We start from the raw sequence: 13,127 nt of genomic DNA on the forward strand, positions 1-13,127 counted from the left end.
AATCATCCCAAATCCGTTGTAGCTGTTGGTGGCTGGCTCGCTACTTTGTTTTGTTTTCACGTAACCAAATTGGATTGTTTGCTTTCGAGGTATAATTCCATAAAATTTCAGTATCAATTTTGTCGGAAATCAATAGTTTCCCGTTTTCGATTTTCCATTTCTCGCCGTAATGTTTTAAGACAGTTATTACATTTTCCTGATGCTTTTTTGTCATCATTTTTGGAGCTTCCAAAAATTCATCTCTATTTAAAACAATCGGAACATATACTTTATAACCATAATCACATGAGAATGTCATTAAAATTATAAGAATCAGTATTATTTTTTTTAGCTTCATTTAGATATCTCTTTTTGGGCGCAATATTTTCAAAGTGCTTGCCACCAAATCGTTTATATGCGAATAAATTTAAGCCGTTTTACTCTGAATGTTTATGTTATACGCATGTTTTGGTTTGTGTTTTTGCGTTTTATTGCAATACAAAAATAAAATTATTTCTTACATACTATAACACGTATAACCAAAAGTATTAATACACTAATCAAAAAGAACCTGAAAACTCCACTCTCCGAAGTATTCTTCTTTACGTTGCGCAATCCCGAAAGCCTTCGGGACTGACTTTGTGCCATTTTAAACAAATGTAATTGAGTCAGAGTGATTTTGCCAAATACCTTGAAGAGTAATTAATTAGTGATTTTGAATTTCCCTGTTACTATATTACCCTCAAAACTCGCTGTGTAATAAAAAGTTTCATTATCAATTTTATCAAATTTCACATTTATCTTATCACCAACTTTAAAAGATAAATCGCTAGCTGTTAATTCGATTACTGTTGCATTGTATTCAAAATCATTTATCCATTCCAGTTTTGATTTAATATAGTTTTTGCCACCATTTGGAAACTCAGTATGTATATTGTCTTTAATAATTATGTAAGTTGAATTATCATCAATATCAGAATATTTCAATTTACAATTCTTCAATGAGGAATAATTTACTTTTTCGGTAGGTTGTTTTTGTAAAATGTAGTAATAATTCATATCATATTCTTTTGATGATTTTAATATTGGATAAAGTTTTTCATCCCTAATGAGCCATTTTTTATTGGCAGGGAATTTATCATCGTTTTTTAGAATCAATATGTCTTTCTTAATAGTCCAAGTTCCAGAAGTTTCGTGTTTGTCACTTAATGTGTAACTCATTTCAAAAGTTCCATCGGATTTAAAATTAGCAGTTGATTGAAGCCAACTCGTCTGAAACTCATATATTCCCGGAACAATTGAGATGCTTTGTTTTTTTTCTTTTATAATTATTTGATTATCCGTTATTCCAACAGTATAAGCTGATAAAAGCAAAACTGAAGTAAAGTATATAAATGAGCGAGTAATAATTTTTAATTTAATCATTTGTTATATTAAGTTATTGAATTCACCTTCGTTGGCAGATATTACCACTGCTGGCGCTAGTTGTTATTAGTCTGCTCCGTGAAATTTAATTTCTCCCGTTTCAATATTGACTACTGCAAAGTCATGTTTTCCGTACGAAATTGTAATTGTTAGATTATTGTATTGAAGAGCTCTAATTTCGGGTTTTCCAATTTTTGGTTTTCCTAGAATCTTAATTACGTTTGTTTCCCATTTCACTTTTCCCTTCTCAAAAGCTTTAAGAGTCTGAAGGTCATTTTCGATATAATAAATAATATTTTTAACTTCAATTCCTCGCACTTCAGGTTCAATAGAACGATTTATCTCATGTTTTTTTGAAATTGTTTTTCTATCTAAGGATTGTGAAAAACAGAAAGAAGAAATAAGAAGCAAAATTATTAGTATATTTTTTTTGTCATTCATAAAAACAATTGTTGATTTATAATTACCAACAACGTTCTGGTAATCAGTGGTTTTTAGACTAAATTAAACTCTATTTTCGGATTTGCCAAATCATCCCAAATACAAAACTTTTTTTCCATTAAGCCAACTGCCCAAATCCGTTGTAGCTGTTACCAGCTGGTATTTATCTATCTTCAATTTTGTGTCCCAGTTCAATAAAAAATTGCCTTAGCAAGTCATAAGTTTTATTGTCTCCATTTATGTGACAAAACATTTTCGTTTCCATATATTCACAACTTAAACAGATATTTAAAGTAGATATGATTCGGTTCAATTTGTCATAAAAAACTATTGCATCACGATAAATAGGGGCACACATCCAAGATGGTACGTCAACAATTTCAGTCCGCAAGATGTTTTTCAGTATGTTTATTTGAGGGTCAGTCGCTTTAAAAGTGTTTGTCTTTGTGCTAGAAGGATGAAATTGTCCTTTATCATCGATTAAATATTGTGTAAATCCAAAAAGTTGGTGCAACTCATAATATCGCTTTTTTTCGAGGACTGTCAAATCGTTACGCTTTTCTTTTCTAATCTTTAACTTCTCATATTCTGGTCGACTTATCTTATTGCTTTCTTCAAACTCCGTTCCTCGCTGAAATGAATACATCTCAACATAGTCAAATGTCAAAGTATTTATATAGTCAACTGAGGATATGTTTGTGTATTGTTTCATCTTATGCTTCCCCCCAACGTCCAGCCGGTTTGGCGAGGTTTGGGACTAAATTAAGATTTATTTTCGGTTTAGGACTAATTTTCGAAACACAAAACCAACTTTAAATTAAGATTAAAACCCAAATCTTGCCAAGCTGTTAGCAGCAGCTTTTATATAAAGTCAGTGTCAGATAATATTTTCCAATCGCCACCAGCTCCAAAAACATCTATATGACCACCATCAAAACTGTGAAATCCTTTTTTAGTTTCCGAATCACAAGGCGAATAAATTATTTCAACATAGTTCAAATTATCTGTATTCCAATCTTCCCAAGCTATAAAGGAAAAGCGATACTTTTCATTACAATTATTACTAGATTCAAAACGGAAACTTCTAAATCCTAAATCTTCCATTTTTTCACTTAACTCATCAGATACATCGTCTAAGTCCATTGCTTTATTAGGGATATTTTTACCTGAAATTTCCAATGTTGCCAACCGAACAATTTCATTGAGTTCTTTTCTTTTGTCGTTAAGTTTGGAAATATTTTGATCAAATTTTTTCTCAAGATTTGGATTAAAGAAATCGTATGCTTTCCAACCTAACATTATAATTATTACTATTAAAAAAAGATATGCTATTTTCTCGATTTTCATTTAAAGTTGCTACAAGCTGTTAGTAGCCGTTATTTATTAACTTTATTGTAGTTTTCTATTTTCAAATACATCATTTTGGTTTTACTTTTTGGATATTGATTTAATGCAAATTTATATTCCCAATTATCATTAATACTGATGTATTTCTCAAACATTTCCAAAAAAGCATCATCTTTAAAATTTGCAATTGCAATAAAAGAATCTTTGCCAAAACTTTTAATTAAACCAATATCATTTTTGTTTTTAAATACACTTAAAGCGCGTAATAATTTTTTGGATTTATTTTTCACGATATTTTCTCTAATGATTTTATAATATTCATCAGATTTTGGTAGCCACAAATACATTTCATCTACTAAATCTACATTTAGATTTTCTTGATTAAATAATATTTTAAAAAATTTATCTTTATTATTTTCTTTCTGTTCTTTTAGTTTTTGTTTGTCTGAAAAAATTGTAGAGTTAAAAATATAATTTGGTAATAGAATACTTTCTCTTAAGCATTCTGTTCTAAAAACAATACTATCTTTTGAATTTATGTATTTATCAAATAATTCAAATGCATTTTCGTCGTCTTTATTAATTAATACATCTATAGCAATTGCTTTAACGTAAGGATTTTTATAATTTTCAATTAACAAGTTAAGTTCATTTATTGTAGCTTTATTTTCCAACTCTTGAGAAATTACTTTTGGTAATGAATCTAAAGCATAAAAAGATGTGTAGTTTTTTAAAGGTTCAATAATTTTAATTGTCTTTGGAGAAATTTCATTTTTACAACATATTGCTGTAAATGAAATTATAATTATTAAAAATGATTTTATAAAATTCTGCATTAAGTCATTATTTTTTTGAGGTTTTGGGTATAATGGCTACTAACGGCTGTTGAACTAAACTTTCGTTAGCACATTGTTTGATTTTGTACCTTACGAATATAATTAAAATCTGTAAGATATGACTACAAAAAAAAGAATGTAGAAGAATTAAGAGAAAGCAAAATTCTCAACCAGGCTAAACGAGAAGTTCCGGGTTTTGATGAACTCATCAATCGTTTTGAGCGTACGGTTTGGGTTTTAGGCAGGATCCAAAGTACTTTTAATAATTACTCGCGACATGTTGCTTGTATCTCTTTGTATTTTGGTAAAATCCCCACTGAGTTCGATCCCGAACAAGTTCAGGACTATTTGTTTTATTTGCAAAAAAAGTCCAAAACCCCCTCACAGACCTATTTCAAGCATTGCGTGTATGGCCTTCGGTTTTTACTAAAATCTGAAGGATTGACTTATGAGTTTCTTCGATTGCCGTCTATAAAACACGAGAAAAAACTGCCCGTTGTTTTGAGTAAAGAAGAAGTCTGGGCAATGCTCCAAAACGCAAAATTGCTCAAACACCGCATTCTTATTGGTTTGCTTTATGGTTGTGGACTCCGATTATAACACGTATAACCAAAAGTATTAATACACTAATCAAAAAAACCCTGAAAACCCCAATAAAATCAGCTACTTGAGGAGGGGCATCCTGAATGCAACTACAATCGAAAAGTAATTAAGTGTTTATTAAAGGTCTTTCAAATGTCATTTATTAAAGGCTTTAAATGCTAATACTATTCTGTTAGATTGGTGCTTCCAAAAACTACCTGAAAAGCCTTAAAAACAACGATTTTGATTACTCTTAATACCGTTTAAAACATCTTTTAAACGGTTTTTTTATGCCTCAAAGTAACCAGATCAAAACTTATTGAAATACGAACAAAAAAAAATTGCGGTTAGTTTTGGGGTTAGTGTTGCAGTTAGATAAAAAGATAAAAAAACACACATAAAATGCCATGTATTCCAAAAAACAGACAAGTTATGGTTATTAAAGTATCTATGTATGTAGGGATAATACCAAAATGATAAAAGTAAAAATGAAGTTATGTTGTTGATTTTTATATTGTTGTGTTTAAAATGATCGCTTTATCACATGAAATATCTGTATTATATCATTAAGTGAGCAGTCAAAAGGTTTGGAAAGAGGATTTCTTGAAGATAAAGTGATTTTTCCGTTGTCCTTTAATTCGGTAATATCTTTATGCCAAATTCCTTTCTTTGAGATGATTACAAATCCGTATCGTGTTTTGTGAAATCCGTTTAACCATAAATGTTTTCCTACTTCCCTCCCTAATATGTCGGCGCCAGAGGGAGTGTCGAATCCGCCATTATTCCACATGCTGTCACCAATAGATTCAAAGCCAACATAATTGCCCCGGCCAATGTGGTCAACCTTAAATGCCATTGTAGAAAATTCTTCTTTTAAGACAACTTCGTCATGGTAAGATTCTACATATGAGGCATATGCGTTAAAAGGAACTTTGATGACCTCAATTCTAATTGTGCCATCTGAATAGATATAATATTTATTTCCGTTGGAATTAAATAGGACTTCAGGTTCTTGAGAATCATCGAAAAGCTTTGCTTCATTTAGAAATAAATTAGTGTCATTAGTCTGAATATTTAAATCTGTGTCAGATGGATGAAGATCAGTGTTTTTTTCCATGTCACCTTCTCCAGTAATCACCCATTCTATATTAATATCTGGGTAGGTAGACAAAAGAGTATCTAAAAAATCAGAATTTACTGTAGTGTATTTGTGCTTGCCTTTGAAATTTCCATAGGTCATACCCAAATCTTCAATAAATTTTTCCTTTACAAGTCCTTTGTATTCAGCGTATTGCAATATTCTTTCTTTAATTGGAGTTATTATTCTATCCATTAAGTGTAAATTAGTTATTATTTTAACTATCTTTGTCGCGACAATAAGACAAAACTATGGAGAAAAATAGTAATGTCCTAACAAACGGACAAAAAACTCAAGAAGAAATTAGCCTATTAGAAGAAAGATTGCAATACGGAGATTATACAACTCTCGGATTAGCACTTAGTTGTACTCCTGATACGGGTAAAAAAAGATTCAAACGTGGAAATATCGAAGCGTTTTTGGCATTGGATAAAATAATCACCTCCCGAGAAGAATTAGTTAAGGATTTACAAAAAAAGAAATAATTCGGATTCTATGTTTGAGTATCAACACAACAAGTTATGTGTAGTAAGCTCATGGCTTTATTCTGAGGGAATAATGACCGAGTCGAACTACAAATACTTGTGTTCAGCCGGAAAAATGAAAAAAGTAACCATTGGTGGTAATGGTCGCAAGGCATTGGTCGCTTATGAATCTATTCCTGACCGTTTTAAAAAGATAATTCGTGAAAAAGGTATTGATCCTTACGCATCAGTAAAAAACATTGTCTTTGGTGATTATATGGAATGGGATCATAAAGCTGAACAATACTTTAGAGATTATCTTTTAGATAATGGTTTGCATTTGCCTGAGGAAAAACAGAAAGAGTACACCCATCAGGCAATTATGTTCAATGCTGTCAAACATATTGCAACAAATGTAGTAGTTCAAAAACGTTTTGGAGGTAAAAAACAAATGTGGGAAAGAATGTTAGAAGCAATTAGCAATTTGCCTGAAACGTGGATGCATACCCGTTATAAAAACGTGGTTTCATTTAAACGTGCTATTCAAAAATATGAACATGATGGTTATGGGGCTATCGTTTCGGGGAAATGGTTAAACTCAAATCCTTCTAAAATTGTCGAGGATGTAGCCGATTTTATCCTTTCGCAGTATTGCCTTCCTGTAAAGTATACAATTAGTGAGGTTTTGAAAATTTACGAATCAGTTCGCGAATCTAAAGGATGGAAAACTTTATCAGAAAGAGCAATCGGTGCATGGCTCGATAAAACAGAGCAAAAACGTATTTGGATGTTGGCTCGTGACGGCAAGGATGAGTATATGAAACATTTTGGTCATACAGTTACACGTAAACGTTCAGAATGGTTTCCAAATGCATGGTGGGCGATTGACGGTACTAAACTGGATTTGGTTCATTTTGCCAACAACAAGCAAAGAATGGCTGCCGAATTAAAAATAAATGTTGTTTTTGATGTGTATAGCGAAAAAATTATTGGGTGGGATATAGCCTATTCTGAAAATCATGCATCGCACTTTAGAGCTATTAAAATGGCTGTTAATGAATCAGGTTGTCGTCCGTTTTTGTTCACTTATGATAAACAATCCGGTCACACTTCGAACCGCATGCAGAATTTATACGATAAGCTTCCTGCGAAAGGTGGTGCACATTATAGCCATAAAGCAGGCAGAAAGTCAAGCCCGGCAGAACAAATCTTTAACAGGTTACAACAGCAAGTTATATCTAAAATGTGGTTTTCGGACAAACAAAGCATCAAAGTAAGAACAGCAACCAATAAGCCTAACACTGACTTTATTGTAGAGTACAAGAATGCATTGCCAACCGTTGACGAATTCAATAAAATATTCACAGCATTAATTAATAAATGGAATGCAGGAAAACAAGAAGATTGGGAATACAGCCGAACTGAAATGTATAATCAGGAAACTGAACACCGTGAAGAAATCAACATTATGGATCAGCTTTCAATGTTTTGGATTGATGAAACGAAAGTTAAAAAATACTATGCTCACGGAATGCCTCTTACGGTTGAAGGTAAAGACTATCTCTACGAAGTGTATGATGAAACCAATAATGTTGATTTGAATTTTAGACAGAAATATGTTGGGGAAAGTTTAATTGTTCGATATGACCCTGAACGACTGGATGAGTTTGTCGGATTGTATGAATTGACACCTTCAGGAGAAAAAAGATTTGTAGCCTATGCGCAATCAAAACGAATGCATGAATCAATTCCGGTTCTAATGAAAGGTAATTCAAAGGCATTATTACTCCAGGATGTTTCTGTTCGGGATCAGGAATTAAAACGAGATCACGAGGCATACGAAAGATTAATTCAGCGTACAGGTATTAACAGAGAAAGCCTAATCGAAGAACAGCAATTGATGGTTAAGTTTCAGGGGCACTTACCAAAAGAAGAACAAATGGCAACTGATTCAAACGGCTTTTATTCCAGATTTTAAACTCTTTAAATAATATTTAAACTCTTATTAAACCTATAAAAATGACACATCAGGACAAAATTCAAATCGTAGAAGTATTAGAAAAATTTATTATACAAAAAGGTTCAGCAAATAAAGTTGCTGCCGACATGCCGGGAGTATCACCTGCTACATTATCACAAATGAGAAATCACAATTGGGATTTAATTGCTGCTGAAATGTGGCGAAAAGTTGCCAAATATGTTGGCCTTTCTGCTAATGAGTGGAATTATGCAGAAACTCGTAATTCGAAAGATTTGTTACAATTCTTTAGCGAAAGTCAACAGTTTTCAATGGTAATGGCTATCACAGGTAAAGCAGGATCGGGAAAAACAGAAACGGCCAAAAAATACGAATCAGACAATAAAAACACCTTTTTATTGTCTTGTAACGAATATTGGGACAAACGCTGGTTTTTGCGTGAATTGTTGGGAAAAATGGGTAAAGAGTATGCTGGTTCAACAATGCCGGAAATGATGTATAAAGTGGTTTTGCATTTAAAATCTTTAGAATCTCCAATGATCATTTTAGATGAAGCTGATAAACTGGCTGATAATGTGCTTTTGTTTTTCATTACTCTTTATAACGAGCTTGAAAATCATTGTGGCATTGTCCTTATGGCAACACACTTCCTTGAAAAAAGAATTAGAAGAGGTATAGCAACAGAAAAGAAAGGGTATCGGGAAATCTACAGCCGTGTTGGGCTAAGATTTATTGAACTTGAAAACACAAACTACAGCGATGTTCAAAATATATGTGTTGCAAATGGTTTAGAGGATACTTTAATAATTCGAACCATATCAAAAGACTGCGAAGGCGATGTTAGACGAGTTAGAAGATTGATTTATGCACACAAAAGATCATCATAATGGATTTTCGCTATCACCCTATAATAGAAAATCTCAAAATCAGTGAAAATGGTACAGAGATATATTACAATGATGTTTTATTAAAACCTTTTGAAAACGATAAAAGCAGGAAAAACCCAACACTAAAGGTGAATTTTCTCAATAAAGCCCATTCAGTAGCAAAATTGGTTTGTGAGGCATGGAATGGTTTGAGAGAGCATTCAGGCCAAAGAGTAAGCAAAATAAATCAGCTTTCTGACAATCATTATTCAAATTTAGAATGGAAAGAAGGTGCTTCAAGTGGTGTGGGTAATTGGAAACAGAAGTTAAAACATGAGGACATTCCCGAAATCATTGCATTGTTACAAGCAGGAAAATCCAAAACCCAAATAGACCGCAAGTTCAATGTAGATGGTGTAACTATTTTGAGAAATATAGAAAAGCATGACAAAGAAAATCAATAGAGCCTACTCGGTATCAAACGTTCTTTCAAAAAAATTCAATCCCTTAGAATTTACTGGCGAATGGAAAAATACATTAGGAACACCCGATAAAGCTTTTTCGGCAATCATATTTGGCGGTTCTGGTCAGGGTAAAACAGAAGCTGCAATAAAATTCGCAAAGTATCTGACCAATTTTGGCAAAGTTGCCTATGATTCTTTAGAGCAAGGATTATCTGCAACAATTCAAAACGCACTTGTCAGAAATCACATGGATACTTGCGGAAACTCTTTTGTCTTATTAGATCGTGAGCCCTTTGATGAATTGATCATCAGAATGAGTAAACCAAAATCACCAGACTTTCTTTTTGTCGATTCGGTTCAATACACAAGGATTAACAAAGTACAGTATTATCAACTAAAAGAACTGATGTTAAAGAAAGGAAAAGGTATTGTTTGGATTTCGCAGGCAAAGGGAAAAGAGCCTAAAGGTGCCTTGGCAGACGATATAAGATATGATGTTGATTTGAAATTATGGGTTGAGGGATTTAAGTTATTCCCTGATGGAAGGTTAAACGGTGGTGGTGAAGATTTTGCCATTTTTCCGGAGAGAGCAGCAAAATACTGGAGAGAAATTATTTAAACGTCAAAAAAACATGAATAACAAAAACAAAATTATCGATCATTTACAGTTAACATCAGCGGAATATGATGAAAGATTATTTCAAATATTTTGGTGTTGGTGTCAAAAATTTGGCAAAACTATAAATCATTCACAACAGTTATTAGCCAATCATGGCATTGCTAAATGGTGGTATGCTGAGTATGAAAAATTAGAAGCAAAGTTTATTGAAGCAATGCCTCATTTGCCGCTACACACCAATAGTTTAGAATATCACTATTTCGGTTTTATCAATCAAATGAATACGATTTATCCAAAACCTTTAATAGATGCTATTTCAGTAAGTGTACAAAAAGAAGAAATTAAAATTACTAAAACACTACCTACTTATTATGCGAACTAAAAACCAATTAAAAAACAAAAAGGCTGAATTAGAACAATGGTTAACCGACAATCCTAACCATCCAGACAGGATAAAGATTCAATCAGATTTAAACAATGTTATTAACAAACTCTTAGAAAAAGAAAAATGATAAACTCAAACATTAGCGAACAAGAAGCCAAAGCACGCTTAGATTTTTTAGACATCATAAATTCATTTTTGTTTGAGGATGTCCCCGTAAAGATTAAAGGCGAAATCCAATACCGAAAACGTGAGATCCTCAAAGATGGTGAAAAAATTTGCATAAGTCAGGAACGAGCTGCAATAAGGGATTTCCTTTCATATAAAAAAGGTGAGATTGATAAAAAGCAAGTTCGAAATTATAAGGTTTCGGATAAAATCGAAGATAAAATAAATACCTGTGTAATTATTATCAAGCAAACCAACTGGCTAAAAACCTTTAAAAGACAATACTATTAATCATTAAAAAATATAGCATTATGAATACTCAAACATTATCAAATCAAAATTTAAACCTATTGGATTTATCTAATTATAGCCCGGAACAGTTAAGAGCTGCACTTGCCAAAGCAGAATCAAGGAAAGAAGAAGACCGTACAGCCTATAAGGAAATAGTGGAGCAAACAGTACCGAAAGCTGTTAGTCTATTGTTACAAGCTTCAGATCTTCTTTCAATAGCTAAAACAGAAGCTTTTAAATACTTCGAAAATGTTTTAAAACTTAAAGCTGATGTATACGGTGTAAAGGAGAAACAAATGACACATACTTTTTCTTATGAAAAAGGAGAGATTACCATTGGCTATCGAATTAATGATGCCTGGGACGATACTGTAAATGCCGGAATTGCCAAAGTTGAAAAATTCATTTCATCATTAGCAAAAGACAAAGAAACGGCTGCATTGGTAAGAATGGTATTCAATTTATTGAAAAAAGATGCAAAAGGTAATTTAAAAAGTAACCGTGTTTTAGAGCTTCAAAAATTAACGAAAGACTTTAATAACGAAGAATTTACAGATGGTGTTGATATAATTTCCAAAGCCTATAAACCTAAAAAATCAGTTTGGTTTTGTGAAGCTGCTGTGATAAATGATGACGGAACAAAAACAGCAGTACCGCTTTCATTAAGTGCTGTTGATTTTACAAAAAATTACAAATTCAATTTTTACAATGAACCAGTCAAATCTTAGTACAATTATAGTATTGGTTATTGTACTCATCATAACCAACCGAAAGGAAATAGCCACTTTTAACGAATGGCTGCAATTTAGGATTAAAACACTTTTTAAACAGAATTTCGGCAAGTAGTTCAGTTTACCGGATATGATCAAACGTTTTGTATCCGGTATCAATATTACCATAATCAGTAATAATCTTAACTATTACACAAATCAGTCATATTATGGAAACTTCAACCACTCCAATTGTTACAATGGCAACATCAGACCAAAAACGATTAATTGCCATACACACACCTAATAAAGATACAAAGGAAGAATGGGTGCAATGGGCTACTGCAGATGAAAAAAGGACCTCTACAAATGATTTGACTTTCGACCAGGCGAATAGGATTTTAAAACAGCTTGGTTTAAAAGAACATGTAAAAGATCTATGGTCAAAATTTGACAAAAAAAATGCCCAGCACATGTCAATTTTAGCAATTCTAAGGACAGCACAATGGACTAAAAAAGTGAACGGAAAAGAGGTTGCAGATCTTGACGTTTTAGATCATTTTTTAAAAACAAAATCGCCTGTTAAAAAGCCATTAAAGAAAATGAACTACGAAGAAACCAGTAAAGTTATTCACGCACTTAACCAAGCAGTAAAATGGATATTCAGCAAATAAATTGTTCTCACAGAGAAAAGAAAATCAAAGTATTAGATGCTGTATGCGGCTGCGAAACAACAGTAATTGTTTGCTGTGATTGCGAAAAAGAATTAACAGAACCTAAAACCGAATGCTAAAATGCAAATAGATCTAAAACTTCTACCAGAAACATTTGCAATAATAGCGGCAACCCTACAGCCTGTTTACAGCACCAAACCTATAACAAGAAGGGAGAAATCAATGTTTTCAATTGCTTTAGATATTACTAATAAAATGGATTCAAAAACAGGATTTCTTAAAAAACAATCCACCTTGTTTGATAGTAAAAAGAAATTAAAAATAACATTCAAACATCACGAAGCCGATATGTTAGAAATCATATTACTGGATCAGATTAAATATGTTGAAGATAAATATATAAGGCTTCAAATTCAAAACACAATTGACTTAATAAATCAAAAATTAGCATAATGAATCAAACCATATACATTGCCGGAAAAGTAACCGGAGAGTTGCCAGAACCAACAACAGATAAATTTAAAAAAAAGCAAATCGAACTAGAAGGAAAAGGTTTCGATGTTGTGAATCCAATAGAAGTAGTGAATAATGTTAATGAGAATTGGCACACTGCTATGGAAATGTGTTTGCAAGCTTTAGAATCTTGTGATGCTATTTTTATGCTGCCGTGTTATATTGAAAGCAAAGGAGCAAAAATAGAGCTTAAAACAGCTAAAGAAATGGGTATTCAGATCTACTACAATTTAGAAGAAATTATATAAAA

At 32.3% G+C, this 13,127-nt stretch carries 19 protein-coding genes; 12 read left to right on the top strand and 7 right to left on the bottom strand.

Annotated elements, in window-relative coordinates; genetic code table 11:
- Positions 1–40: 40 nt before the first annotated feature.
- The 6 genes from JE46_RS20025 to JE46_RS20050 form a co-directional block, all read right to left on the bottom strand.
- The gene (locus tag JE46_RS20025) at positions 41–337 is read right to left on the bottom strand and encodes a hypothetical protein (RefSeq protein ID WP_031457065.1); all 297 of its coding nucleotides are present in this window, start codon (positions 335–337) and stop codon (positions 41–43) included.
- 344 nt (positions 338–681) lie between these two features.
- Entirely contained in the window at positions 682–1,404 is a 723-nt protein-coding gene (locus JE46_RS20030; protein ID WP_035136921.1) for a lipocalin family protein, read from the bottom strand.
- A gap of 66 nt (positions 1,405–1,470) precedes the next feature.
- A complete protein-coding gene (locus tag JE46_RS20035) occupies positions 1,471–1,845 on the bottom strand; it encodes a hypothetical protein (RefSeq protein WP_031457066.1) in 375 nt (124 codons plus the stop codon).
- A 163-nt stretch (positions 1,846–2,008) separates the two neighbouring features.
- Positions 2,009–2,557: a hypothetical protein gene (locus tag JE46_RS20040; protein WP_031457067.1), complete on the bottom strand. Its 549-nt coding sequence runs from the start codon at positions 2,555–2,557 to the stop codon at positions 2,009–2,011.
- A 149-nt stretch (positions 2,558–2,706) separates the two neighbouring features.
- Positions 2,707–3,192 (bottom strand): hypothetical protein, encoded by a 486-nt coding sequence (locus tag JE46_RS20045; protein WP_157505955.1) that lies wholly within the window; start codon positions 3,190–3,192, stop codon positions 2,707–2,709.
- Positions 3,193–3,221: 29 nt separating this feature from the next.
- On the bottom strand, positions 3,222–4,028 hold the full coding sequence (locus JE46_RS20050) for a hypothetical protein (RefSeq protein ID WP_031457069.1): 807 nt from the start codon (positions 4,026–4,028) through the stop codon (positions 3,222–3,224).
- Positions 4,029–4,469: 441 nt separating this feature from the next.
- Between JE46_RS20050 and JE46_RS24555 the strand changes: the two genes are divergently transcribed.
- Positions 4,470–4,628, top strand: coding sequence for a site-specific integrase (locus JE46_RS24555; protein WP_236010686.1), 159 nt, complete (start codon positions 4,470–4,472; stop codon positions 4,626–4,628).
- Between the two features lie 505 nt (positions 4,629–5,133).
- Here the strand turns inward: JE46_RS24555 and JE46_RS20060 are convergent.
- On the bottom strand, positions 5,134–5,943 hold the full coding sequence (locus JE46_RS20060; protein WP_051872956.1) for a hypothetical protein: 810 nt from the start codon (positions 5,941–5,943) through the stop codon (positions 5,134–5,136).
- A gap of 56 nt (positions 5,944–5,999) precedes the next feature.
- Between JE46_RS20060 and JE46_RS20065 the strand changes: the two genes are divergently transcribed.
- From JE46_RS20065 to JE46_RS20115, 11 genes are all read left to right on the top strand, one after another.
- The gene (locus tag JE46_RS20065) at positions 6,000–6,233 is read left to right on the top strand and encodes a hypothetical protein (protein ID WP_031457072.1); all 234 of its coding nucleotides are present in this window, start codon (positions 6,000–6,002) and stop codon (positions 6,231–6,233) included.
- Between the two features lie 115 nt (positions 6,234–6,348).
- Entirely contained in the window at positions 6,349–8,190 is a 1,842-nt protein-coding gene (locus JE46_RS20070; protein ID WP_157505956.1) for a hypothetical protein, read from the top strand.
- Positions 8,191–8,231: 41 nt separating this feature from the next.
- Positions 8,232–9,077: an AAA family ATPase gene (locus tag JE46_RS20075; protein ID WP_031457074.1), complete on the top strand. Its 846-nt coding sequence runs from the start codon at positions 8,232–8,234 to the stop codon at positions 9,075–9,077.
- A complete protein-coding gene (locus tag JE46_RS20080) occupies positions 9,077–9,520 on the top strand; it encodes a helix-turn-helix domain-containing protein (protein ID WP_031457075.1) in 444 nt (147 codons plus the stop codon). The genes JE46_RS20075 and JE46_RS20080 overlap by 1 nt, the downstream gene beginning before the upstream one ends.
- Positions 9,501–10,139, top strand: coding sequence for an ATP-binding protein (locus tag JE46_RS20085; protein ID WP_051872957.1), 639 nt, complete (start codon positions 9,501–9,503; stop codon positions 10,137–10,139). Before JE46_RS20080 ends, JE46_RS20085 begins: the two co-directional genes overlap by 20 nt.
- A gap of 13 nt (positions 10,140–10,152) precedes the next feature.
- On the top strand, positions 10,153–10,521 hold the full coding sequence (locus JE46_RS20090) for a hypothetical protein (RefSeq protein ID WP_031457077.1): 369 nt from the start codon (positions 10,153–10,155) through the stop codon (positions 10,519–10,521).
- A gap of 126 nt (positions 10,522–10,647) precedes the next feature.
- Positions 10,648–10,980, top strand: coding sequence for a hypothetical protein (locus JE46_RS20095; protein ID WP_031457078.1), 333 nt, complete (start codon positions 10,648–10,650; stop codon positions 10,978–10,980).
- Positions 10,981–11,000: 20 nt separating this feature from the next.
- A complete protein-coding gene (locus JE46_RS20100; RefSeq protein ID WP_051872958.1) occupies positions 11,001–11,708 on the top strand; it encodes a DUF3164 family protein in 708 nt (235 codons plus the stop codon).
- A 212-nt stretch (positions 11,709–11,920) separates the two neighbouring features.
- Positions 11,921–12,364, top strand: coding sequence for a hypothetical protein (locus JE46_RS20105; RefSeq protein ID WP_031457080.1), 444 nt, complete (start codon positions 11,921–11,923; stop codon positions 12,362–12,364).
- Between the two features lie 120 nt (positions 12,365–12,484).
- Positions 12,485–12,817, top strand: a complete 333-nt coding sequence (locus JE46_RS20110; protein WP_031457081.1) for a hypothetical protein — start codon at positions 12,485–12,487, stop codon at positions 12,815–12,817.
- Positions 12,817–13,125: a DUF4406 domain-containing protein gene (locus tag JE46_RS20115; protein ID WP_051872959.1), complete on the top strand. Its 309-nt coding sequence runs from the start codon at positions 12,817–12,819 to the stop codon at positions 13,123–13,125. Before JE46_RS20110 ends, JE46_RS20115 begins: the two co-directional genes overlap by 1 nt.
- Positions 13,126–13,127: the final 2 nt, after the last annotated feature.

Origin of the sequence: Flavobacterium chungangense LMG 26729 (genome assembly GCF_000735715.2) — a bacterium.
Classification (GTDB): Bacteria; Bacteroidota; Bacteroidia; order Flavobacteriales; family Flavobacteriaceae; genus Flavobacterium; species Flavobacterium chungangense.